Below are 22,359 nucleotides of genomic sequence, written 5' to 3'. Positions count from 1 at the left end.
CGCTGATGCCCGATTTCCTGGACCCGATCAACCTTCTGAGCTACTTCGGTACGTGGGCTCTGATCGGTCTGCTCGTGGTCGTCTTCGTCGAGTCCGGGGTGCTGTTCCCGATCCTTCCGGGTGACTCGTTGCTGTTCGTCGCCGGCATGCTGGCGGCCGGTATCTCGGCGCAGTCGGCGGAGGGCAACGTCGCCGTCGTGAACTTCCAGCTGTGGCAGCTGCTGGTGTTCATCCCGATCGCGGCGGTCCTCGGCGCCCAGGTGGGGTATTGGATCGGCCGCAACGTCGGCACCGCGATGTTCACGCCGAACGCGCGGTTCCTGAAGCAGAAGTACCTCGACGAGGCCCACCTGTTCTTCGAGCAGCGCGGTCCGTTCGCGATCGTCATCGCGCGCTTCGTTCCGATCGTGCGCACCCTGGCGCCGATCACCGCGGGCGCAGCCAAGATGAACTACGCGGTGTTCACCCTCTACAACGCCGTCGGCGCCATCGTCTGGGGTGTGGGTCTGACGCTGCTCGGCTTCTTCCTGGGTCGCATCGAGATCATCCAGAAGCTCCTCGAGCCGATCGTGATCGGCATCGTCATCCTGTCGGTGCTGCCCATCGCGATCGAGTGGTACAAGCGTCGCAAAGCCGCCAAGCAGGCAGGCATCGCGACACCGCCGATGGAGGCCGGCGAGCAGGCGGGCTAGCCTCTGCCCGCTTCGAGCGCCCGGATCAGGCTCGCGGCATCCCACGGCCCGCGGTGCCGCTTGCCGTTGACGAACAGCGTCGGTGTGGCGTTGAGATCCATCGCGTCGGCGTCCTCGGCGTCGTCGCTCACCCGGTGCAGCACCTTCGACGAGTGCACCCGGACGTCCTGGTCGAACTGCTCGATGTCGCACCCGGCCGCCACCGCGTAGCGGTACATGTCCGACCACTCCAGGTCGTCCTGATGGGTGAACAGTTCGTGCGTCATCTCCCAGAACCGGCCCTGCAGCGCCGCCGCCTCGCTGGCCCGCGCCGCGTCGAACGCCCGAGGATGGGCACGTTCGAGCGGGAAGTGTCGCCACACGTAGAGGAGGTCGTCGCCGAAGTGCGCGCGGACCTCGTCGATCGCGCCCGTCACCCGGCTGCAGAACGGGCACTCGAAGTCGCCGTACTCGACCAGCGTCAGCGGTGCGTCGGGACGGCCGCGCACGTGGTCGCGCTCCGGGTCGATCGGCCGCAGCAGTTTCAGGCCGACGGGCTCGGGCGGGCTGAGCCAGTCGGTGATCCGGAAGATGGCCCAGCCGAGGGCGAACGCGAGCACCGAGGCGGCCAGGACGCCGATGCGGGCCTGATCCTGGCGCGACGGATCGTCGATCGCGATATCGACGATGAACAGCGAGATCGTGAAGCCGATACCCGACAGGGCCGCGCCGCCGGCGATGCGGCGCAACGTGAGCCCCGGGGCGAGCACCCCGAGACCGGTCCTGCGGATCAGCCACGTGGCGCCGGTGATCCCGACGAATTTGCCGACCACCAGGCCCGCGACGATGCCCCAGGTCAGCGGTGACCGCAAGGCGGCCGTCAGGCTCGGCCCGTCGAGCAGCACACCGGCGTTGACCAGCGCGAACAGCGGCAGGATCACGAACGACACCACGGGGCTCACCGCGGTCTGCAGGCGCTCGTTGATCGAGATCGAGTCGCGCAGCGAGCGGCTCGCCGCGCGGGCGTAACGGGAGTTCGGCGACTGCCGGAAAGCCCGGATCTGCTGGACGGCCCGTTCCACGGGCGCCCGCTCCGGGGTGAAGACGGGGATCAGCAGCGCGACGGCGACACCGGCCAGGGTGGGGTGGATCCCGGCCAGGTACAGAGCGATCCACAGCGCGGCGCCGAGCACCGCGTACGCCGGACCGCGCGCCTTGGGCAGGTAGCGCACCAACGCGAGCGCGCCGAGCAGCGCCACCGCCACCACGAGCGGCGCCACCTGGATGCTGTCGGAGTAGAACACCGCGATCGCGATCAGCGCGCCGACGTCGTCGACCACCGCGAGGGTCAGCAGGAACAGCCGCACGCGGGCGGGGAACTTCGGCTTGATGATCGCCAGCGCGCCGACGAGGAACGCCGTGTCGGTCGAGATCACCACACCCCACGCGTGCGCGTTCTCCCCCGACGGGTTGAACGTCAGGAACACGACGGCCGGCAGGATCAGTCCGGCGGCGGCCGCGACGACCGGGACGGCTGCGCGCGAGCGGTCGGTGAGCTCGCCGATGGTGAACTCGCGGGTCACCTCGAGCCCGACGATGAAGAAGAAGAACGTCATCAGCGCGTCGTTGACGACGTGCTTGACCGTCATCTCGGCGTGATGGCTCCCGAAGCTGAACCCCACATGGGTGTCCAACAGCGCCGAATACGTGTGCGCCCATGGGGAGTTCGCCCACAGGATCGCGACGACGGTGAACGTCAGCAGCAGTGCGGCTGCGGTGTTGTCGGTGGTTCTGGTGGCCTTGCTGCCCCGGCTGAGCCGCGACGGGAGCAGCGGGAAACCCCGCTGCGTGGCCGGTTCAGTCACTGTCACCTGCGGTCACAACGCAGGCGGCCTCCATGAGCATCCATCCCGCCAACTGGACCGACAGGTCCCGCTCTGGGATCTCCGAGGAGTTGACCGCGCCGTCGACGCTGCGGGCGTCCGCCGTCCCCGCGGTGGGCACCTGCGCGGGCCGGTCCCAGAACGCGCCGAACAGGGGGAGATCCTCGGTGTCCTTGCCGGTCTGGCGGTTGTCCCAGGCCGCCCGGCCCGAGGCGAGCACCAGCTCCGTCGCGGTCCGGCGGGCCTGCTCGTCGGCCGGCGAGGTGCCGGGCAGCGCGGTCGCGACCAGCGCCAGGTAGCGCGCGAGGATGCCGTTGAACAGCCCGCCGTCACCGCCGCCGGCGCCGTTGATGACGCCGCCCGGCGCCATGTGTTCGGCGACTGCGGCCACCAAGCGGTGCACGCGTTCGGCGTGCCGGGAGTCGGATGTGCGCGCGGCGAGCTCGGTCTCGACGCCCAGCACCACACCCTGGCAGTAGGTGTACTGCGCGCGGACCAGCGAGCCGCCCTTGATGCCGTCGAAGATCAGATGGGTCTGCGGGTCGAGCAGCGTCTCGTCGATCCAGTCGGCCATCTGCTGGGCCCGGCGCAGGCTCTCGCCCTGCGCGGCCAGGTGCCGTGCCAGGAAGATCGCCGCGGGCCCGTTGGCGGGCGCGTTGAAGAACTGGTCCTGCTTGCGCCATGGGATTCCGCCGCCGTCCTCGGGCACCCACGCCGTGAGGAACTGGTCGGCCAGCGTGTCCAGCGCCTTGGGCCGGCCGACGCCGGTGAGCCGCTGCGCGCGTTCGAGCGCCAGTGCCAGCCAGGCCATGTCGTCGTAGTAGCTGTTGGTCCACTTGCCGATGTTGCGGATCCGCTGACCCCGGATCTGGCGGTTGATCCGGGTGAGGCGCTCGGGCGCAGGGTCCCGCAGCTGGGCGTCGACGAGGTTGTCGAGCAGATGTGCCTGCCACCAGTAGTGCCACGTGCCGAACCGGCGGTGGCCGGTCGCCGCGGGCCAGGCGACCACCCCGAGCTGCGTGCCGGGTAGTCCCCACACCCGACGCAGGTGCCGGGTGGTGATGGCGGCTTCGGCGCTGGCGGCGCGGTTGGCCCACATCTGATCCATGACGTTGATCCTGCCCTATCGGCGGTCCGACAGCTATGAGACATTTTTGTCTCATTTGAGATACTCTCGTCGCATGGCGCTGTCCCGGGACGATCTCCTGCGCGCTGCCGCGGATTTTCTCGGTCGGCGTCCCAACGCGACGCAGGACGAGATCGCCGCCGCGGTGGGCGTGAGCCGCGCGACCCTGCACCGGCACTTCGCGGGGCGTCCGGCGTTGATGGCGGCGCTCGAGGAACTCGCCGTGGCGGAGATGCGCGATGTCCTCGAAGACGCTCGGCTACAGGAGGATTCAGCCATCGACGCGCTGCGCCGGCTGGTCACCGCGTGCGAACCGGTGTCGCCGTACCTCGCGTTGCTGTACAGCCAGAGCCAGGAACTCGACTTCGACTCCACGCTGGACGCCTGGCAGGAGATCGACACGGCGATTACCGACCTGTTCCTGCGCGGGCAGCGCGACGGCGACTTCCGCCCCGAACTGCCCGCGGCCTGGCTCACCGAGGCGCTCTACGGCCTGATCGGGGGCACGGCGTGGAGCGTGCGCGCCGGGCGGGCCGCCGCCCGCGACTTCAACCGACTGATCCTCGACCTACTACTCAACGGAGCGACTCCCCGATGAGCAGACGCTGGCTCGCCCTGGGCGTCCTGACCCTGGCCGTGCTGCTCATCGGTGTCGACGGCACCGTGCTCGCGCTGGCCACCCCGTTCATCAGCGCCGACCTCGGCGCGACGGGCACCGAACTGCTGTGGATCGGCGACATCTACTCGTTCGTGCTGGCCGCGCTGCTGGTCACGATGGGCAGCCTCGGCGACCGCGTCGGCCACCGCAAGCTGTTGCTCTGCGGCGCAACGGCATTCGGCGCCGTCTCGGCACTGACCGCGTACTCGACCAGCCCCGAGATGCTGATCGGGACCCGCGCGCTGCTGGGCATGGCCGGAGCGACGCTGGCACCCGCAACGCTGGCCCTGATCCGCGGCCTGTTCCCCGACTCTCGTGAGCGCAGCATCGCCGTCGGCATCTGGGCTTCGGCGTTCTCGGCCGGCGCCGCACTGGGTCCGGTGGTGGGTGGCGTTCTGCTGGAGCACTTCTGGTGGGGGTCGGTCTTCCTGATCAACATCCCGGTCATGGTGATCCTGCTCGTGGGCGGACTGGTGCTGCTGCCCGAACACCGCGATCCCGACCCGGGCCCCTGGGACCTGCCCAGTGTCGCGCTGTCGATGGTCGGGATGCTGGGCATCGTCTACGCGATCAAGGAGGGCTTCACCGGCCTGGTGCACGGGCTCGGCGCCGAGGTGGTGATCGCGGCCGCCGTCGGGGCCGCGGCGCTGACGCTGTTCGTGCGGCGCCAGCTGCGGCTGCCCCACCCGCTCATCGACGTCCGGCTGTTCGCCAACCCGAGGTTCTCCGGCGTGGTGGGCGCCAACCTGTTCTCCGTGCTCGGCCTGTCCGGCCTGGTGTTCTTCCTGTCCCAGTACTTCCAGCTCGTGCACGGTTACGGGCCTTTGAAGGCCGGGCTGGCCGAGCTGCCCGCGGCCGTGACCGCCACGGTGTTCGGCGTCCTGGCCGGAGTGGCCGTGCGCTACTTCTCGCATCGCAGCGTGCTCACCACGGGGCTGGCGCTCGTCGGGACCGCGATGGCCGCTCTGATGGCGTCGTTGCTGATCTTCCGGCCCCTCACCCCGTATCTGCCACTGGGGATCTCGCTGTTCGTGGTCGGCGTCGGGCTCGGTCTGGCGTTCACCGTCGCCAGCGACGTGATCCTCGCCAGCGTCCCGAAGGAACGTGCCGGCGCGGCAGCCGCGGTGTCCGAGACCGCCTACGAACTCGGTATGGCCCTGGGTATCGCGGTGCTGGGTTCGATCCTCACCGCGGTGTACCGCACGGTCACCATCCCCGCGGGCGTCCCGGCCGACGCCGCGGCGCAGGCCCGCGACTCGCTCCCGAAGGCCATCGACGCCGCCCGCGGGCTCCCCGACGCTGCGCAGAGCGCGCTTCTCGACTCCGCGAAAGAGTCGTTCACCCTTGGCCTTTCGGTCTCGGCCGGTGTCGGAGCGGCACTGCTGCTGACCTCGGCCGTCGCGGTGTGGTGGCTGCTGCGGTCACCAGGCCCGGCTGAGGTCGGCGTGCTGCCTGATCCAGGCGTGCATCACGATGCCCGCGGCGACGGAGGCGTTGATACTGCGGGTGGAGCCGAATTGGGCAATCGACACAGCTAGTGCCGCACCGGTTTTCGCGTCCTCGGTGATCCCGGGACCTTCGGCGCCGAAGATCAGCAGGCACTCGCGGGGCAAGCTGAGCTCCTCGACCCTGACGGCGCCCGGCACGTTGTCGACGGCCACGACGGTCAGTCCGGCCTCGGCGGCGAAGCCGAGCAGCCCGGCCGTGGTGTCGTGATGGCACAGCCGTTGATAGCGATCGGTCACCATCGCACCGCGCCGGTTCCAGCGGCGCCGGCCGACGATGTGGACGGTGTCCACCGCGAACGCGTTCGCCGTCCGCACCACGCCGCCGATGTTGGCGTCGTTGCCGAAGTTCTCGATCGCCACATGCAGCGGGTGTCTGCGGGTGTCGATGTCGGCGATGATGGCCTCACGCGTCCAATACCGGTAGGCGTCAACGACATTGCGGCTGTCACCGTCCCTGAGCAATGCCGGGTCGTAGCGCGGGTCGTCGGGTGGCGGACCGGACCAGGGGCCGACACCGTGACCGTCGCCGCCCCACTCGGTGGGACCGGGCGGCTCAGCCATCGTCGGTGGTCCACAGCGCCGCGTGCGTCCCGACCAGGGACACCGTCGCGTACAGCAGCGCGGCGTTGATCTCGCCCTGCGTGCACAGCGACGCTCGCAACTGGACCGCCTCCCGTGACGCCTCCGGGAGCACCAGCACCGAGGAGCCGTAGACGTCGCAGGCGTGGCTGAGCCCCTTGCCCGGGATGGTCGGCGCGGTCAGCACCATCATCGGCCCGCCGCGCTGCGCCGAGTCGTCCCGGTATCGCGCCGCCAGGCCGTCGACTTCGAGTCCGAGCAGCATGTATCCGTTGCCGGTGAACGCGGCGGGGTCACCGAGGGCGGTCGGGTTCAGCTGCGCGCCGTCGGCACGGAACGCATCCACACTGCTGGTCTTCACCGACAGTCCGGTCTCGCTGGAATTGGTGGGCAGCACCCCGACCGGGAACGCCGCCGGGTACGCGACGGTGGTTTCGGCGATGCGGTCGCGCGGCGAATACGCGTATACCCCGCGCACCTGGGACCGGTCACGCAGCGGGCCGATGCACACCGTTCCGCTCATCCGGTCCGGTGACGCCGAAACAGGGTTGACGCCAAGGCTTGTCACGTCCTCGCAGCTGCCGAGTCCGTCGGCCTCCAGAGGGTGGACGAGGGCGCCGTAGAGCCCGAACCGCAGGTCCTCGGGCGCCGCGTGCGGCTCGCCCTCCCGGGCGGGTGCGGCGTCCACGTCGACGAGGACGTACTCGGCCTCGAACCGCAGGTTGGCCACCGACATGTTCCATCCGAGCAGCGTCTGCGACTCGCCCAGCGTCGCCGTCGGCACCGAGAAGACATCGCGGCGATCGGCGGAATCACCCGAGCACGAGGCGACCGCGAGCACCAGCGCGGCCAGCAGAGCGATCAGACGCACAGGCACTCAGGTCCGGCCACGGCCCTTGCCCACCACTTTCGTCAGCGCGCGCACCACGTTGCGCGGCACCAGCCGGCCCCCGGTGGTCAGCGCCTTGTACTGCAGACCCGGGATGATGACGACCCGGTTCTTGGCCACATCGGCCATCGTCTCGCGCACGACGTCGTCGACCTCGAGCCACAGGAATCCCGCGGTGCCGGCCATGTCGATGCCGGCCCGCTCGTGGAACTCGGTGTGCACGAAGCCCGGACACAGCGCGTGCACCCCAACGCCGGTGCCGTCGAGACCGTTGGCCAGGCCTTCGGTGAACGACACCACCCACGCCTTCGACGCCGAGTACGTCGAGCCGCGTCCCGGGAGCAGCCCCGCCACGCTGGCGACGTTGAGGACCGTGCCCCGCCCGGCGTCGAGCATCGACGGCAGGGCCGCGTGGGTGAGCTGCATGACGGCGGTGACGTTGACGTCCAGCTGGGACTGCAGCACGGCGTAGTCGGTGGTCCAGAATTCACCGGAGGTGCCGAAGCCCGCGTTGTTGACCAGGACCTGAACCCCGGCGCGCAGACGGTCGGCGACCAGGGCGCGGTCCGCGGCATCCGCCAGATCGGCGCGGATCACCTCGACGGCGGTTCCCGCCTCGTCGCGCAGCTCGGCGGCCAGCGTGTTCAGCCGTGACTCGTCGCGGGCGACCAGCACCAGGTCGTAACCGTCGACGGCGTAGCGGCGCGCGAAACCCTCGCCCAGACCGGACGTGGGTCCGGTGATCAGTGCGACGGGGCGGGTCATGCCCCAGAGAATACTTACCGCTGATAGTTGGGCGACTGCTGCCCGCTGCGGGGCGGGGGCGGGCCCTGAGGTGCCGGTCGACGCGGCGGCGGACCGACCGGGCCGGCGGGGCCGGGCGGCAGGTCGCGGCCTGCGGGTGCGGGCGTGAGCGGGCGACTCGGCGAGCCTGTGCGGCGGGCGACGGGCTGACCGGTGGCCGCGGTCGGCACCGGCGGCAGCACGCGCAGCAGGTCGTTGAACTGCCGCACGGTGCGCAGCCCCTCGTCCCACTGGGCGCGGGTGCTGGTGACCGGCATGCTGATCAGCGTCCAGTTGCCTTCGTTCCACATGATCTCGGCGCAGTCCGGCGCGGTGTGGGCGAACGTCACCATGCGGCGGTCGCAGGCGCGGCGCGCGGCGTCGAGGTTGGTGGAATACACCATCCGCGGTCCGATCGCACCGAGCAGCCAGATGTCGCTCTCGCGGGGCTCCTTGACGTCCTTGAGCCGCATGTCGACGGTGACGTTGGTGCCGACCTTGCGGTGCAGCGCGATCACCGTCGCGACGTCGTCGAGGTCGAAGATGAACACCGCCTCGCCGCGGATCTGCCCGAGCACCACGTTCCTGGCGGTCACGTCGCCGACGGTCGACATCACGCCGCGCTTCCAGCGCTTGATGATGTCGGTGGACTCGTGTTCGTAGTCGAAGCCGTGCGATTTCGCCCATGACTTGCGGCGACGGCCCAACCCGCGACGACGGTCGAGATCGACGTACAGCAATACAGCCGCACCCACGAAGCAGAGTGCGGACAGCGTGAACCAAAGCGGGACCATTGGCTCCAGAGTAACTTCTCGGCGGCGGGATCTGAGAATTCGAGCAGATCACAACCAGGTCACGAGGTGGATCGACGCTCTGGACGCTCGCTCGCGACGTCCACACACGAAAAACCCCGCCACACCGAGGGTGTGGCGGGGTCTTCGCGCCAGCGCTCAGCCCAGCTGTCGGGTCTTCGCGCGAGCGCTCATCCCAGAACCAGGGAGTCCCCGTCCGCGCTGAGGTTCACCGGCACCACGTCGCCGTCGTGCACCTGACCCGCCAGCAGCATCCTGGCCAGCTGGTCGCCGATGGCCTGCTGCACCAGCCGCCGCAGCGGCCGCGCGCCGTAGAGCGGGTCGAACCCACGCTCGGCCAGCCACTTCTTGGCGGGCAGCGACACCTCCAGCGTCAGCCTGCGCTGAGCCAGCCGCTTGGCGAGCTGCTCGAGCTGGATGTCGACGATCGACACCAGCTGCTCGGGATCGAGCGCGTCGAACATGATCACGTCGTCGAGCCGGTTGATGAACTCCGGCTTGAACGCCGCCCGCACCGCGGCCATCACCTGCTCCTCGGAACCGCCGGCGCCGAGGTTGGACGTCAGGATCAGGATGGTGTTGCGGAAGTCGACCGTGCGTCCCTGCCCGTCGGTCAGCCTGCCCTCGTCGAGGACCTGCAGCAGCACGTCGAACACGTCCGGGTGGGCCTTCTCGATCTCGTCGAACAGGATTACCGTGTACGGACGCCGCCGCACCGCCTCGGTCAGCTGACCGCCCTGGTCGTAGCCGACGTAGCCGGGAGGCGCACCGACCAGGCGAGCCACCGAGTGCTTCTCGCCGTACTCGCTCATGTCGATGCGGACCATCGCGCGCTCGTCGTCGAACAGGAACTCGGCAAGTGCCTTGGCCAGCTCGGTCTTACCGACACCGGTCGGGCCGAGGAACATGAACGAGCCCGTCGGCCGGTTCGGGTCGGCGACACCGGCCCGCGACCGGCGCACCGCATCGGAGACCGCGGTGACGGCCTTGCGCTGGCCGACCACCCGCTTGCCCAGCTCCTCCTCCATCCGGAGCAGCTTGGCGGTCTCGCCTTCGAGCATGCGGCCGGCCGGGATGCCGGTCCACGCCTCGACCACCTCGGCGATGTCGTCGGGACCGACCTCCTCCTTGAGCATCACGTTCTCGCGTGCCTCCGCGTGGGGCAGCGCCGCGTCGAGCTTCTTCTCGACCTCGGGGATGCGTCCGTAGCGGAGCTCGGCGGCCTTGGCCAGATCGCCGTCACGCTCGGCCCGGTCGGCCTCGCCGCGCAGCGATTCCAGCTGTTCCTTGAGTTCGCGGACGACGTCGATGGCGCTCTTCTCGTTCTGCCAGCGCGTGGTCAGCTCGGCCAGTTGTTCCTTCTTGTCGGCCAGCTCGGCGCGCAGCTTCTCCAGGCGGTCCTTCGACGCGGCGTCTTCCTCCTTGGCGAGTGCCATCTCCTCGATCTCGAGGCGACGGACCAGCCGCTCGACCTCGTCGATCTCGACAGGCCGGGAGTCGATCTCCATCCGCAGCCGCGACGCCGCCTCGTCGACCAGGTCGATGGCCTTGTCGGGCAGGAAGCGCGACGTGATGTAGCGGTCACTGAGGGTGGCCGCCGCGACCAGCGAGGAGTCGGTGATGCGCACACCGTGGTGCACCTCGTAGCGGTCCTTGAGCCCGCGCAGAATGCCGACGGTGTCCTCGACGGACGGTTCGCCGACCAGCACCTGCTGGAAGCGTCGTTCCAGCGCGGCATCCTTCTCGATGTACTTGCGGTACTCGTCGAGGGTGGTCGCGCCCACCAGCCGCAGCTCGCCGCGGGCCAGCATCGGCTTGATCATGTTGCCGGCGTCCATCGCCGATTCGCCGGTGGCACCGGCGCCGACGATGGTGTGCAACTCGTCGATGAAGGTGATGATCTGTCCGGCCGAGTTCTTGATGTCGTCGAGGACGGCCTTGAGCCGCTCCTCGAACTCACCGCGGTACTTCGCGCCGGCCACCATCGAGCCCATGTCGAGCGAGACGACGGTCTTGTCGCGCAGGCTCTCGGGGACGTCGCCGGCGACGATGCGCTGGGCCAGGCCCTCCACGATCGCGGTCTTGCCGACACCGGGTTCGCCGATGAGCACCGGGTTGTTCTTGGTGCGGCGGCTCAGGACCTGCACGACACGACGGATCTCGTGGTCGCGGCCGATGACCGGGTCGAGCTTGCCCTCCCTGGCGCGCGCGGTCAGGTCGGTGGAGTACTTCTCCAGCGCCTGATAGGTGCCCTCGGGATCGGGGTTGGTGACCCGGGCGCTGCCGCGGACCTTGACGAACGCCTCGCGCAGCGCCTGCGGTGAGGCGCCGTGCCCGGTGAGCACCTTGGCGACGTCGCTGTCACCGGTGGCGAGGCCGACCAACAGGTGTTCGGTGGAGACGTACTCGTCGTCCATCTCGGTGGCCAGGTGCGTCGCCGCGGTGATCGCGGCGATCGCCGGTGGGGACAGCTGGGGTTGCGACGCCGAGCCGGTTGCGCTGGGCAGCCGGTCGAGCAGACGCTGCGTCTCGGCGCGGATGGTCGCGGGTTCGACACCGACGGCCTCGAGCAGAGGTGCGGCAATGCCATCGTTCTGGGTGAGCAATGCCATCAACAGGTGGGCGGGAGTGATCTGCGGGTTGCCCGCGGCTGTCGCCGCCTGCAGCGCCGAAGTCAGGGCCGCCTGGGTCTTGGTCGTCGGATTGAACGAGTCCACGACACTCCCTTTCGTATACAGAGGGCCATGAGGTGGCCCTGGAAAAATGCTTCTCGCCTTCCTCAACGCCGTCAAGGTTGAGTCTGTTCCGCTCAACTCTGATCAATTTCGGCGGGATTTTCAAGCCTGGACACGGACCGCGTGCCGACACAACCGGCCGCGGCCGGGTTAACGTCGCCAGATGTCCGATTCCGGCATCGGTGATTTCGAGTTCGAACGCAAGTTCTTCGTCCGTGACATGCCCGCCGTCGCCGCGTCCGACCCGTCCCCGGTCCTGATCGCGCAGGCGTATCTGTTCGCCTCGGACGGCTACGCGGTCCGGGTCCGGCTGCAGGGCCCGGCGCCCGCGGACCTGGACCGGGAGGTCTCCGATCTCGTGACGGCGCTCGGCGACGACGCGATCGGCACCATGACCGCCAAGGGCCCCGCCGCGGGCGGCACCCGCTATGAGGCCGAGCGTGAACTCGATCCGTTGGTCGCCGGCCAGATCGTCACGCGCGCCGCCCACGTCGTCCTCAAGATCCGGTCGTCGGTCTGGCTGGGTGAGGACGGCTGGGTGATCGACCGGTTCCTGGGCGGCAACGCTCCGCTGGTGCTGACCGAGGTCGAACGCGACGGACCCGTCGTCGATCTCGCGATCCCGTCGTTCTGCACCACCGAGGTCTCCGAGGACGACCGCTTCCGCAACGAGTACCTCGCGCACCATCCGTTCGGCGGGTGGGCCGAGGCGTACGGCCGCGAGCTCGACCTGATCGGACCGCGGTTCGTCGACAGCCTCGGACAGAACCAGTTCGAGGGCACCTAGGCGCTGATACAACGCTTGGGACGATTCGACTCACCCTGAGTTCAAGTCTTCTCCGAAGCCTCCGGGGCGACGAAGCTGGCGCAGCCGCTGCACTGCGGCGAGAGTCAGCCCGCCCGAGGAGTCCCGCGTGTTCCACCCGTCCAACCTCTCACCGGGCATCGGCATCGCGCTGATGCTCGGGCTGGGTGCCCTGATGTTCGTCGTGGCCTTCGCGGTGCGCACGATGGTCAGGAACACCCACGGTTTCGTGATTGCCGACCGCCGCATCGGTTTCGGCTTCGGCGTCGGATCCGTCATCGCCGTCTGGACCTGGTCGATGGCGGTGATGATGTCCTCGGCGCAGGCCTTCTCGTTCGGCACCTCGGGCCTGCTCTGGTTCGTGGTGCCCAACGGCCTGGCGGTCATGGTGATGGTGCCGTTCGCGCTGCGGCTGCGCCGTCAGATGCCGGCCGGCTACACGATCGTCGAGTTCATCCGTGAGCGTTTCCAGAACAAGCCCGCGACGACGGTGATGCTGGTCGCGATGCTGCTCGGGCTACTCGCCGAGATCTTCATCAACCTGTTCGGCGTGGTGCTGGTGATGGGCGTCGTCTTCGGCCTCGATCCGACCGCGGTGCTGATCCTGACGCTGCTGACGGTCACCGTCTACTCCTACTTCGGCGGGTTGTGGACCTCGGCGATCACCGCGACGTTCAACACCCTGCTCATCACCGTGCCCGCCGCGATCGTCGTGCTGTTCGTGCTGCAGAAGGTCGGCGGACCCGAGCTCGTGTTCCTGAAGGTCGACGAGGCCGGCGCGAACACCCTCGACGCGTTCGACGGTTCTGCCGCAGCGGCATTCGGCATCTCGCTGGCGCTGGGCCTGCTCGCCTCGACGATGGCCGACCAGACGTTCTGGCAGAAGGCCTGGGCGCTCAAGCCGGCGTCGATGGGCCGCACCTTCGTGTGGGCCGGGCTGTGGTTCTATCCGATCCCGATCGTGCTCGGCCTGCTCGGCCTGGTGGGTCTCGGATTCGGGGTGACCCCAGAGGATCTCGGCGACGCGGGCGCCGGCGGCATCGGGCCGTACGTCATCAGCCACCTGGGTCTGCCGGTGATCCTGATCGCGCTGTACGTGCTGATCATCCTGAACGCCTGCTACTCGTCGATCGACGGTGCGTTCTCGGCGCTGTCCTCCGTGGTCGCGGTCGACATCCTCAAGCAGGCCAAACCGGACATCGCGCCGAAGTCGTTGTTCCGCTACACCAAGACCTCGATCCTGGTCGCCGGCGTGATCGGCGGCATCGTGGTCAGCTCGGGCATCGACTACGTCGAGCTCGTCACCACCGTGTTCTTCCTCAAGGCAGCGCTGATCATTCCGCTGGGCCTGGCCATCTTCTGGAAGCGCATGACCTCCACGGCGTTCGTCGCCAGCCTGGTGCTCGCCGTCGCCGTCGGTTACCCGGTACGTCAGTACGTCGGCGAACTCGCCGGAATCATCACGTTGGAAGGGATCTCACTCGTGGCCGCCGTCGGCATCAGCCTGCTGTCCAGGCAGACCTTCGATTACGGATCGCTGCGCCGGGGCGACGCCCTGGCCGGCGATGTGATCACCGAAGCCCCTGTCGCAGAACCGGATCCGGTCCGATGATCGCGTTCTGGATCGCCGTCATCGCGGGCGTCGCCATCGGAATCGTCTATGTCGCACTGGGAATTCAGACGTTCCTGCGGGTCCGTCGGGACATCCTGACCAGTGACGGTGATGCCGGACCCGACTCCGCCGGGGAGCTCGAAGGGGCCGCGACGACGTTCACCTGGAAGGCCGGCGCTGCGGTCATCGCTTCCACATCGGTGATCGTCCTGCTCGGTGTCGACAGCGTGTTCTGGTACCTGCCGGCCATTCTCGCGATCGGCTCGGCGGTCGCGGTGACAGTCGCATTCCTCATCGATCGGAGAGTTGCCGCATGACCGACAGCGCTAAGCGCAAAGCCCATCTGCTGGGGTTCGTTCAGCACGGTGTGATGAACCACGCCTCGACGATGTGGGCGCACCCGCGCGACAAGGTCGGATACCACTGGTCACGCCCCGAGTACTGGCGCGACCTGGGCCGGACCATGGAACGCGGGCTGTTCGACGCGATGTTCATCGCCGACGAGCTGGCCCCTTACACCACCTACAAGGGCAGTTCCGATCCGGTGGTGAAGTTCGCCGGCCAATGCCCGGTGCACGAACCCGCCAGCGTCGTACCGATCGTCGGCGCCTTCACCAAGCACCTCGGCATCGGCATCACCTTGTCGACGTCCTTCGTGCCGCCCTACATGATGGCCCGCCAACTCTCCACCCTCGATCACCTCACCGGCGGCCGCGTCGGCTGGAACATCGTCACCTCGTACTCCAAGAGCGAGTTCCAGGCCATGGGCAAGGAGAACCTCACCCCGCGCGACAAGCGCTACGAGGTGGTCGAGGAGTACATGCAGCTGCTCTATCAGCTGTGGGACTCCTGGGATGACGACGCGATCGTCTACGACCGCGACAACGGCGTCTTCGCCGACCCGGCCAAGGTCCGTGAAGTGAACTTCCAGGGCGAGTTCTTCCAGTCCAGGGGACGGCACTTCGTCGCGCCGTCACCGCAGAAGCGCCCGGTGCTCTGGCAGGCCGGCTCCTCGGATCAGGGACGCGAATTCGCCTCCCGCCACGCCGAATCGGTGTTCGGCATCTTCCCCACCCCGAAGAGCATGCGAGCCTACGCCACCGACATCCGCACCCGCGCCAGCGACGCCGGACGTGACCCGGAGTCGGTGAAGCTGATCTACGGCCTGCAGACCATCATCGACCGCGACAAGGGCCGCGCCAACGACCGCTACGCCGAGTTCGTCGAGAACGTCCAGATCGAAAGCGCACTCGGAATCCTGTCCGGCCACACCGGTTTCGACTTCTCCACCCTCGGCCTCGACGACAACGTCGTCGACGCCGACGTCCAAGGCATCCGCGGTCTGTTCGACGCGATCCTCGAAGCCAAGGACGGCGCCCCCGTCACCGTGCGCGAAGCCGCCCAGATCTACGGGGTCTCGATGGGCGCGCCGGTCGCGGTCGGCATGCCCGCCGACGTGGCCGACCAGATGGAGCAGTACCTCGACGAAGGCGACTGCAACGGCTTCATGATGCTGGCCACCGACACCCCCGGCTGCTTCAACGACATGACCGAGCTGCTGGTCCCCGAACTGCAGAAGCGCGGCCGGTTCCGCACCCGCTACCCCGGAACCACACTGCGAGAGAGCCTGCGGGAGTATTGATCTCAGGACCGGGTGAGTCGGGTCAGTACACGACCCGGAACCCGCCTATCAGGGTGACGACGTTGCCGTCGGGATCCGGCATGCGCGACAGGCGAACCCCGTTGCTCGCGTCGACGATGTCACCGGGCTCCAGACCGCGGGCCCGCAGTTCCCGGACATGCCGGTCGAGGTCGTCGACCGCGAAGTTCAGCTCGTCGGTGCCCGCCCTGTCCGGGTCAAGGAAGACCTGTACCCAGGCTCCGGGCAGCACCTGCCATTCGACCAGCGTCGGCATCGGGTTGTTGCCCTCGGGTCTGCCGAACAGCGTGGCGTACCACCTTCTGCCGGCGTCGACGTCGGTGACGTGGACGACCGCGAGCACATGGGTGAGCGACATGCGGCTCCCTTCTCGTCTGATTCGAACGGTCTCCTCCGTACCGACCGGGCACTGCCGCCGAACTCATCGCAACCCCTGGCGTCGCTTGCTACCTTCTGTCGGTGCCGGGTACCTGGGGATCCATCCTGATCGAGCTCATTCCGCTCGCCCTCGTCATCGCGTTGTCCCCGCTGTCGATCATTCCGGCGGTGCTGGTGCTCAGCGCCGCGCGGCCCAGGCCGACGGGACTGGCGTTCCTGGCCGGCTGGGTACTCGGTCTGGCCGCGCTGACCGCGGTCTTCCTGCAGCTGTCGGATCTGGTCGGCGGCATCGGCACCAAACCGCCGAGTTGGGCGTCGTGGCTGCGGATCGTTGTCGGCGTTCTCCTCATCCTCTGGGGCGCCTACCGCTGGCTGAAGCGTGCGAGCTCAGAGCACATGCCGGGGTGGATGACCCGCATCAGCGCGCTGACCCCGGCGAAAGCCGCCGCGACGGCAGCGGCGCTGACCGTGCTCAATGTCAAGGTCCTGTTCATCTGCGCCGCAGCAGGATTGGCGATTGGGTCGTCGGGTCTGGATACGCCCACCGTGTGGGCCGCCGTGCTGTGGTTCGTGCTTGTGGCGGCATCGACCGTCGCGGCGCCGATCGTGGCCTACGCGATCTCCGGTGAGCGCCTCGACCCGACGCTGAACCGGGTGCAGGCGTGGATGGAGCGTCAGCACGCCACGTTGATCGCGGCGATCCTGGTCGTCATCGGTCTTCTGGTGCTCTACAAGGGTATTCACGCGCTAGCCGGGTAACCCGAGCTCGTCGGCGGGCGCGGTCAGATAGCGGGTGACCGTCGGTGCGACCAGTCTGATGACATCCTCGGTGGCCAGTTCGGACAGCGGTGGGATCTCCATCAGGTACCGCATCATCGCCGTGCCCACCAGGCTGCTCGCCGCGAGCATCGCGCGCAGCCTGGCCCGATCGTCGCCGCCCAGGGTGCCGGCCACCGCGGCGAGCACATAGTCCTGGATGAATCCGCGGAAGGCCTCCCGGGCGTCGGGGTTCGACGTCGCCGAGGCCAGCATCGTGCGCATGCTCTCCGCGCTCTCCGGGGATTCCCACACCCCGAGATAGGCCCGCACCATGCGCGTGCCGATGTCGGCCTCACCCCCGGACAGGGCCTCGATCAGAACGCCGGGATCGAGGATCAGGCGCAGCGACTCGCGGAACAGCGCCTCCTTGGAGCCGAACAGATACAGCACCATCGACGCGTCCACGCCGGCGTCCTCGGCGATGGCCCGCAGCGTCGTCTTCTCGAAACCGTCCCGGGCGAACCGGCCCTTGGCCGCGGCGAGCACCGTCTCCCTGGACACCGGGTCACCCTTTCGACGCCCGCGGCGGCGGCCTGTCTGGGCTGGTGGGGGCACCGGATCACCCTAACATTTCAATAGCCATTGAATTATGGGCACCAGAGTCCTAGCCTTATCCTCACCAGTAATTCAACAGCCAATGAATAGAGGGCGTCATGTCGTCAGCCGTCTCCCACCGGGTCACCCACGCCCACGCACATCACCCGCCCGCGGGCGCTCGCGCCGCCGGCATCGTCCTCGCCATCACCGCCCTGCTCGCGGTCGTCACGGTCGCGTTCGCGCTGCCCGCGACCAGGTCCGCGCCGCATGACGTCCCGATCGGCGCGGCCGGGCCACAGTCCGCCGGCGGCCGGATCGCCGACGTCCTCGAACAGAAGGCGCCCGGAGCCTTCGACGTCACGTTCTACCCCGGGGAGGAGGCGTTGCGCGACGCGATCCGGCGCGGGGACGTCTACGGCGGTATCGCGCTCCCAGGTTCGCCGGGCGACCAGCCCGCGATGCTCATCGCCACCCAGGCGGGACCCGCGGTGGCGCAGGTGCTGACACAACTCGGCACCGAGATCAGCCGCCAGACCGGGATGCCGCTGACCACCGAGGACCTCGCGCCCCCGACCGCCCGCGATCCCCGCGGCGTGGGTCTGGCCGCGTCCGCGCTGCCACTCACGCTCGCAGGGATCCTGCCCGCGATCGCACTCCTCCTCGCTCTGCGCCGCGAGGTCTGGATCCGGTACGCCGCCGCGGTGGTCTTCTCGGGGCTCGCCGGCATTACGACCGCAGCCCTGCTGAGGTTCACCCTCGGCGCCATCGACCACAACTTCTGGGCCGTCGCCGCCGCCCTGTCGCTCGGGGTCGCCGCGGCGGTCCTGAGCGTGCTCGGGCTCGGGTCGCTCTTCGGTCGCGCGGGCCTCGGTGCCGGCGCGGCGTTGGCGCTGCTGGTGGGCAACCCGTTGTCGGGCCTGGCCAGTGCGCCGGAGATGCTGCCGGCGGGCTGGGGGCAGTTCGGCCAGCTGCTGCCCCAGGGCGCGACCGCCACCCTGCTGCGGTCGGCGGCCGCCTTCGGCGGTGCCGGCGCCACCACCGCGATCACCGTGCTGACCTGCTGGATCGTGTTAGGCACCGCTCTCGTCGCGGCCGCAGCAGTTCGCGCCCGCGCGGTGCCGGCGCAGTGACTTAGTATCGGGCGGCGTGGGACTCGAAGACCGTGACTCGGTGCGCATCCTCCGGGAGGCGTTCGAGCCCGGGCCGGGGTCCGAGCGGCTCGTCGGCGAGTTCTACACGCGGTGGTTCGCCGCCGATCTGACGGCCCGCGACCTGTTCCCGCCGGACATGGCCGGGCAACGCCAGGTCTTCGCCCACGCCATGCGCTGGCTGTGCGACGAACTGATCGCCCAGCGGGCCGAGGAGCCCGTCGCGTTCCTCGCCCAACTCGGTCGCGATCACCGCAAGTACGGCGTCACACCGGAGCACTACGCGGGACTGCAGGACGCGCTGCTGGCCACCGTGCGCACCACGCTCACCGACCGGTGGGACGCGCGCCTGGAAGAAGCCGCGACCGACGTCGTGACACTGGCCGTCGGGGTGATGAGCGGGGCCGGCGAGGCCGAGACCGCTCCCCCGTTCTGCGACGGCACCGTGCTCGAACATCTCCGTCCCACCCGCGACGTCTCGGTGATCCGTCTCAAGATGGATCACCACATCGATTACCACGCAGGCCAATACGTCTCAGTACAGGTGCCACAGTGGCCGCGGCGCTGGCGCTTTCTGAGCCCGGCGATCCCGGCGGATCCGCAGGGATACGTCGAATTCCACGTCCGTTCGGTCGCCGGCGGCATGGTCAGCACCACGATCCTCGGGGAGACGCGGCCCGGGGATCGCTGGCGCCTGGCCGCCCCACACGGCGCGATGCACGTCGATCGGGAGGCCGGCGATGTGCTGATGGTCGCGGGTAGCACCGGGCTGGCGCCGCTGCGGGCACTGATCATGGACATGTGCCGGTTCGCGGCGAACCCGCGGGTGCACCTGTTCTTCGGCGCGAAGTACCCGTGCGAGCTCTACGACCTGCCGACGCTGTGGGAGGTCGCGTCCATGAACCCCTGGCTGTCGGTGACGCCGGTCTCCGAGTTCGACTTCGACCCGCCGTGGGCCGCCGAGTATCCCGACAACCGGCCGCCCCGCGGGTTGCACGTCCGCCAGACCGGCCGCCTCGACGAGGTCGTGACGAGGTACGGCAGCTGGGGGGACCGGCAGATCCTGGTGTGCGGGCGGCCGGAGATGGTGGCCGCCACACGGTCGGCGCTGATCGCCAAAGGCGCACCTGCCGAGAGGATCCAGCACGATCCGCTGGGCAACTGAGGGTCGCATGGCAGGATCGCTGCCATGGAGGAGTTCGAAACCGTCACGTTGCGCGATCCGTCCTCGGCGCTGACCGCGACCTATGTCCCGATCGCCGGCATGGTCGCGACGTCGCTGTCCGACGACGGGGTGGAACTGCTCGGCCAGCGCCGCGGCCTGCAGGCCTACGTGTCCAACCACAAGACGATGGGGATCCCGATCCTCTACCCGTGGGCCAACCGGCTGAGCAGCATGGGTTACGGCGTCGACGGCGCTGTGGTGACGCTGACGCCCGGCACCGGCGGTGTGCGCACCGATCAGCACGGCGTGCCGATCCACGGCACGTTGGGCGGCTACCGGGACTGGACCGTCACGACGCTGCTGGAGTCCCAGCTGACGGCCGAACTCGATTTCGCGGCCCGGCCCGCGCTGCTGGCGACGTTCCCGTTCCCGCACCTGCTGACGCTGGACATCACGCTGGCCGACCGCACGCTGACGGTGACGACCACCGTCACCGCGACGACCGGCGCCCGGGTGCCGCTGTGCTTCGGATTCCACCCGTATCTGCAACTGCCCGGTGTGCCCAGATCCCAGTGGCAGATCGAGACGCCCGCGATGCGCTATCAGCCGGTGAACGCGTGGGGCATTCCCACGGGCCGGGTGGAGCAACGTCCCGCAGCCACAGAAGTGTTGGGAGACAAGTTCATCGACGACGGCTTCGATGAGGTTCCCGCCGGGTCAGTGTTCGCGCTCTCGGGCGGCGACCGCCGCATCGAGGTGCACTTCGACCAGGGCTACACCGCCGCGCAGGTTTACGCCCCGGGCGACGACGACGTCGTGTGCTTCGAGCCGATGGCCGCGGCGACCGACGCGCTGCGCCGCGGCGGGTACCACGAAGTCCAGCCCGGGGAGTCGGCCGTGGCCCGGTTCCGGATCAAGGTCTCCTGACCCCAAAACGCCGAAATTGCAATCCAGCAGGGAAAGTTCGAGAAGACGCCTGCTGGAATGCAATTTCGGCGATGTCGTCTAGCGTTGGTGGCGTGGCTGCCAGACCACCAGGGCCGTGCTCTTGGGCCGCGGCTGCGAACGCAGGTGCTCGACCTCGTTGGTGAGTTCGCGGACCCGCGACTGCAGCGCTTCGACCTGATTGGTCAGCTCGATGATGCGTTTGATGCCGGCCAGGTTCACGCCCTCGTCCTGCGACAGCCGCTGCACCTCGCGCAACAGATCCACGTCGCGCTGCGAATAGCGGCGTCCGCCACCGGAACTCCGTTGCGGGCTGACGAGGCCGAGCCGGTCGTAGGTGCGCAGGGTCTGCGCATGCATACCGGCCAGCTCGGCGGCCACCGAGATCAGAAACGTGCGTGCTTCTTCCTTACGGCCGCTCATCAGATATTCCCCGCCCATCCTGCCCGGGGGTCGAACCCACTCGCACGCTCGGCCTTGGCGTACGTCTCCAATGCCTCGGCGGCCTCGCCTTCGAGGTTCGGCGGCACCGCGACCTTGACGGTCACCAGCAGATCCCCGTGGCCGCCTGCGCGTTTCGGCACGCCGCGACCGCGGACCCGCAGGATTCGGCCGTCAGAGGTGCCCTTGGGCACCCGCACTCCGACCTTCCCTTCCAGCGTCGGCACCGAAAGTGTTGTGCCGAGCGCCAATTCGTGGAAGCTGACCGGGACGCTGACCGTCAGGTCGTCACCGTTGCGGCCGAAGACCTTGTCGGGCTTGACATGCACGGTCACGTAGAGGTCGCCCGAGGGCGCACCCCGTAGCCCAGCCTCGCCCTGGCCGGCGAGCCGGATCCGTTGTCCGTCCTCGACTCCCGGGGGGATCCGCACGTTGATGGTGCGGGTGCGGGTGGTGACACCGGTGCCCTTGCACTCGTCGCAGGGGTTGTCGATGATCGACCCGCTGCCCCGGCATTCGGTACACGGTTCGGAGAACCCGAACGCCCCCTGGTTGCGGCTCACGACGCCGGCGCCGTTGCAGTTGGCGCACACCCTCGGGCTGGTTCCCGGGCGCGCACCGCTGCCGTGGCAGTTCGTGCACGGAGCCGGGCTGGTCAGCCTCAGCGGCATCGCCACGCCCTTGGTGGCTTCCAGGAAGCTGAGTTCGGTCTCGGTCTCCAGGTCGTTGCCCCGGCGGGGACGGCTCGGCCGCGGCTGTTGTGCGCCGCGCCCGAACAGTCCGCCGAAGAGGTCGCCGATGTTCGCGCCGCCGGCCTGACCGGCGGCGTCGAACAGATCGTTGAGGTTGAACTCCTGCGCGCCGTCACCACCGAACCCGCCGAAACCACCCCCGCCACCGCTGTAGCGGCCGCGGCCGAACCCGCCTCCGGCGAACAGTCGACGGGTCTCGTCGTACTCCTTGCGCTTCGCGGGATCGGTCAGCACCTCTTTGGCCTCGGACGCCTCTTTGTAGCGTTCCTCGGCGGCGGAGTTGCCCGGATTCCGGTCGGGGTGGTTCTCGGCGAGAATCTTGCGGGCGGCCCGCTTGATCTCCTTCTCGTCGGCATCGGAAGCGACGCCGAGCACTTTGTAGAAGTCCTTCTCAACCCACTCACGCTGGGCCATGACGCGTCACCTCCTCACCTGTTGTCATCTCTGATACGT

The 22,359-nt window shown here is 68.8% G+C and carries 22 protein-coding genes; 11 read left to right on the top strand and 11 right to left on the bottom strand.

All coding sequences use genetic code 11. The features are described 5' to 3' along the window. The first annotated feature begins 5 nt into the window (after positions 1 to 5). Complete coding sequence (locus DYE23_RS02750) at positions 6 to 692, top strand: VTT domain-containing protein (RefSeq protein ID WP_049777382.1); 687 nt, start codon at positions 6 to 8, stop codon at positions 690 to 692. Here DYE23_RS02750 and nhaA read toward each other — a convergent pair. Both nhaA and DYE23_RS02740 read right to left on the bottom strand, forming a co-directional pair. Further along, entirely contained in the window at positions 689 to 2,542 is a 1,854-nt protein-coding gene (nhaA, locus tag DYE23_RS02745) for a Na+/H+ antiporter NhaA (RefSeq protein ID WP_372516201.1), read from the bottom strand. The genes DYE23_RS02750 and nhaA overlap by 4 nt on opposite strands. Beyond that, the gene (locus DYE23_RS02740) at positions 2,529 to 3,662 is read right to left on the bottom strand and encodes a glycoside hydrolase family 76 protein (protein WP_115326430.1); all 1,134 of its coding nucleotides are present in this window, start codon (positions 3,660 to 3,662) and stop codon (positions 2,529 to 2,531) included. Before DYE23_RS02740 ends, nhaA begins: the two co-directional genes overlap by 14 nt. 73 nt (positions 3,663 to 3,735) lie before the next feature. On the opposite strand from DYE23_RS02740, the gene DYE23_RS02735 reads away from it, so the two are divergent. Beyond that, positions 3,736 to 4,278, top strand: coding sequence for a TetR/AcrR family transcriptional regulator (locus DYE23_RS02735; RefSeq protein WP_011891242.1), 543 nt, complete (start codon positions 3,736 to 3,738; stop codon positions 4,276 to 4,278). Then, positions 4,275 to 5,876: an MFS transporter gene (locus DYE23_RS02730; RefSeq protein WP_115326429.1), complete on the top strand. Its 1,602-nt coding sequence runs from the start codon at positions 4,275 to 4,277 to the stop codon at positions 5,874 to 5,876. The genes DYE23_RS02735 and DYE23_RS02730 overlap by 4 nt, the downstream gene beginning before the upstream one ends. Here the strand turns inward: DYE23_RS02730 and DYE23_RS02725 are convergent. From DYE23_RS02725 to clpB, 5 genes are all read right to left on the bottom strand, one after another. Beyond that, positions 5,760 to 6,407, bottom strand: a complete 648-nt coding sequence (locus DYE23_RS02725; RefSeq protein ID WP_115326428.1) for a TrmH family RNA methyltransferase — start codon at positions 6,405 to 6,407, stop codon at positions 5,760 to 5,762. The genes DYE23_RS02730 and DYE23_RS02725 overlap by 117 nt on opposite strands. Then, positions 6,400 to 7,302 carry a hypothetical protein gene (locus DYE23_RS02720; protein ID WP_011891245.1) on the bottom strand — a complete coding sequence of 301 codons (903 nt, stop codon included), beginning with the start codon at positions 7,300 to 7,302 and terminating at the stop codon, positions 6,400 to 6,402. Before DYE23_RS02720 ends, DYE23_RS02725 begins: the two co-directional genes overlap by 8 nt. Beyond that, positions 7,303 to 8,079 (bottom strand): SDR family NAD(P)-dependent oxidoreductase, encoded by a 777-nt coding sequence (locus tag DYE23_RS02715; RefSeq protein WP_115326427.1) that lies wholly within the window; start codon positions 8,077 to 8,079, stop codon positions 7,303 to 7,305. A gap of 14 nt (positions 8,080 to 8,093) precedes the next feature. Further along, entirely contained in the window at positions 8,094 to 8,891 is a 798-nt protein-coding gene (ttfA, locus tag DYE23_RS02710; RefSeq protein WP_013470523.1) for a trehalose monomycolate transport factor TtfA, read from the bottom strand. A gap of 188 nt (positions 8,892 to 9,079) precedes the next feature. Continuing rightward, on the bottom strand, positions 9,080 to 11,626 hold the full coding sequence (clpB, locus tag DYE23_RS02705; RefSeq protein ID WP_115326426.1) for an ATP-dependent chaperone ClpB: 2,547 nt from the start codon (positions 11,624 to 11,626) through the stop codon (positions 9,080 to 9,082). Between the two features lie 181 nt (positions 11,627 to 11,807). Between clpB and DYE23_RS02700 the strand changes: the two genes are divergently transcribed. The 4 genes from DYE23_RS02700 (at position 11,808) to DYE23_RS02685 (ending at position 15,703) form a co-directional block, all read left to right on the top strand. Next, positions 11,808 to 12,431 (top strand): CYTH domain-containing protein, encoded by a 624-nt coding sequence (locus DYE23_RS02700; protein ID WP_011891248.1) that lies wholly within the window; start codon positions 11,808 to 11,810, stop codon positions 12,429 to 12,431. 127 nt (positions 12,432 to 12,558) lie between these two features. Next, positions 12,559 to 14,061: a sodium:solute symporter family transporter gene (locus DYE23_RS02695; RefSeq protein ID WP_172527693.1), complete on the top strand. Its 1,503-nt coding sequence runs from the start codon at positions 12,559 to 12,561 to the stop codon at positions 14,059 to 14,061. Beyond that, entirely contained in the window at positions 14,058 to 14,378 is a 321-nt protein-coding gene (locus tag DYE23_RS02690) for a hypothetical protein (protein WP_011891250.1), read from the top strand. The genes DYE23_RS02695 and DYE23_RS02690 overlap by 4 nt, the downstream gene beginning before the upstream one ends. Next, positions 14,375 to 15,703 carry an LLM class flavin-dependent oxidoreductase gene (locus tag DYE23_RS02685; protein WP_115326425.1) on the top strand — a complete coding sequence of 443 codons (1,329 nt, stop codon included), beginning with the start codon at positions 14,375 to 14,377 and terminating at the stop codon, positions 15,701 to 15,703. The genes DYE23_RS02690 and DYE23_RS02685 overlap by 4 nt, the downstream gene beginning before the upstream one ends. Positions 15,704 to 15,725: 22 nt before the next feature. On the opposite strand, the gene DYE23_RS02680 is transcribed toward DYE23_RS02685, so the two are convergent. After that, the gene (locus DYE23_RS02680) at positions 15,726 to 16,079 is read right to left on the bottom strand and encodes a VOC family protein (RefSeq protein WP_011891252.1); all 354 of its coding nucleotides are present in this window, start codon (positions 16,077 to 16,079) and stop codon (positions 15,726 to 15,728) included. A 101-nt stretch (positions 16,080 to 16,180) separates the two neighbouring features. On the opposite strand from DYE23_RS02680, the gene DYE23_RS02675 reads away from it, so the two are divergent. After that, positions 16,181 to 16,858: a GAP family protein gene (locus DYE23_RS02675; RefSeq protein ID WP_011891253.1), complete on the top strand. Its 678-nt coding sequence runs from the start codon at positions 16,181 to 16,183 to the stop codon at positions 16,856 to 16,858. Here DYE23_RS02675 and DYE23_RS02670 read toward each other — a convergent pair. Continuing rightward, positions 16,847 to 17,473 (bottom strand): TetR/AcrR family transcriptional regulator, encoded by a 627-nt coding sequence (locus DYE23_RS02670; protein ID WP_099962384.1) that lies wholly within the window; start codon positions 17,471 to 17,473, stop codon positions 16,847 to 16,849. The genes DYE23_RS02675 and DYE23_RS02670 overlap by 12 nt on opposite strands. A gap of 98 nt (positions 17,474 to 17,571) precedes the next feature. Here DYE23_RS02670 and DYE23_RS02665 point away from each other — a divergent pair, with 98 nt between their 5' ends. The 3 genes from DYE23_RS02665 to DYE23_RS02655 are packed head-to-tail and all read left to right on the top strand — an operon-like array spanning position 17,572 to position 20,695. Continuing rightward, positions 17,572 to 18,585, top strand: a complete 1,014-nt coding sequence (locus DYE23_RS02665; RefSeq protein ID WP_115326424.1) for an ABC transporter permease — start codon at positions 17,572 to 17,574, stop codon at positions 18,583 to 18,585. Positions 18,586 to 18,601: 16 nt separating this feature from the next. Then, complete coding sequence (locus tag DYE23_RS02660; protein ID WP_013470522.1) at positions 18,602 to 19,768, top strand: FAD-binding oxidoreductase; 1,167 nt, start codon at positions 18,602 to 18,604, stop codon at positions 19,766 to 19,768. A gap of 24 nt (positions 19,769 to 19,792) precedes the next feature. Beyond that, on the top strand, positions 19,793 to 20,695 hold the full coding sequence (locus DYE23_RS02655; protein ID WP_011891257.1) for an aldose 1-epimerase: 903 nt from the start codon (positions 19,793 to 19,795) through the stop codon (positions 20,693 to 20,695). Between the two features lie 78 nt (positions 20,696 to 20,773). Here DYE23_RS02655 and DYE23_RS02650 read toward each other — a convergent pair whose 3' ends face one another. Together DYE23_RS02650 and dnaJ are read right to left on the bottom strand one after the other, a co-directional pair. Beyond that, complete coding sequence (locus tag DYE23_RS02650; protein ID WP_011891258.1) at positions 20,774 to 21,136, bottom strand: heat shock protein transcriptional repressor HspR; 363 nt, start codon at positions 21,134 to 21,136, stop codon at positions 20,774 to 20,776. After that, on the bottom strand, positions 21,136 to 22,320 hold the full coding sequence (dnaJ, locus tag DYE23_RS02645) for a molecular chaperone DnaJ (RefSeq protein ID WP_011891259.1): 1,185 nt from the start codon (positions 22,318 to 22,320) through the stop codon (positions 21,136 to 21,138). The genes DYE23_RS02650 and dnaJ overlap by 1 nt, the downstream gene beginning before the upstream one ends. Positions 22,321 to 22,359 lie beyond the last annotated feature (39 nt).

The organism is Mycolicibacterium gilvum, assembly GCF_900454025.1.
Classification (GTDB): Bacteria; Actinomycetota; Actinomycetes; order Mycobacteriales; family Mycobacteriaceae; genus Mycobacterium; species Mycobacterium gilvum.
Note: the sequence above shows the minus strand (reverse complement) of the source record. Positions and strands in the feature narration are given on the sequence as shown.

Coding starts and splice junctions, on each gene's coding strand:
- DYE23_RS02750 (WP_049777382.1), top strand. CDS start 6: ATGCCCGATTTCCTGGACCCGATCAACCTTCTGAGCTACTTCGGTACG.
- DYE23_RS02740 (WP_115326430.1), bottom strand. CDS start 3,662: ATGGATCAGATGTGGGCCAACCGCGCCGCCAGCGCCGAAGCCGCCATC.
- DYE23_RS02735 (WP_011891242.1), top strand. CDS start 3,736: ATGGCGCTGTCCCGGGACGATCTCCTGCGCGCTGCCGCGGATTTTCTC.
- DYE23_RS02730 (WP_115326429.1), top strand. CDS start 4,275: ATGAGCAGACGCTGGCTCGCCCTGGGCGTCCTGACCCTGGCCGTGCTG.
- DYE23_RS02725 (WP_115326428.1), bottom strand. CDS start 6,407: ATGGCTGAGCCGCCCGGTCCCACCGAGTGGGGCGGCGACGGTCACGGT.
- DYE23_RS02715 (WP_115326427.1), bottom strand. CDS start 8,079: ATGACCCGCCCCGTCGCACTGATCACCGGACCCACGTCCGGTCTGGGC.
- ttfA (WP_013470523.1), bottom strand. CDS start 8,891: ATGGTCCCGCTTTGGTTCACGCTGTCCGCACTCTGCTTCGTGGGTGCG.
- DYE23_RS02700 (WP_011891248.1), top strand. CDS start 11,808: ATGTCCGATTCCGGCATCGGTGATTTCGAGTTCGAACGCAAGTTCTTC.
- DYE23_RS02690 (WP_011891250.1), top strand. CDS start 14,058: ATGATCGCGTTCTGGATCGCCGTCATCGCGGGCGTCGCCATCGGAATC.
- DYE23_RS02685 (WP_115326425.1), top strand. CDS start 14,375: ATGACCGACAGCGCTAAGCGCAAAGCCCATCTGCTGGGGTTCGTTCAG.
- DYE23_RS02680 (WP_011891252.1), bottom strand. CDS start 16,079: ATGTCGCTCACCCATGTGCTCGCGGTCGTCCACGTCACCGACGTCGAC.
- DYE23_RS02665 (WP_115326424.1), top strand. CDS start 17,572: ATGTCGTCAGCCGTCTCCCACCGGGTCACCCACGCCCACGCACATCAC.
- DYE23_RS02655 (WP_011891257.1), top strand. CDS start 19,793: ATGGAGGAGTTCGAAACCGTCACGTTGCGCGATCCGTCCTCGGCGCTG.
- DYE23_RS02650 (WP_011891258.1), bottom strand. CDS start 21,136: ATGAGCGGCCGTAAGGAAGAAGCACGCACGTTTCTGATCTCGGTGGCC.
- dnaJ (WP_011891259.1), bottom strand. CDS start 22,320: ATGGCCCAGCGTGAGTGGGTTGAGAAGGACTTCTACAAAGTGCTCGGC.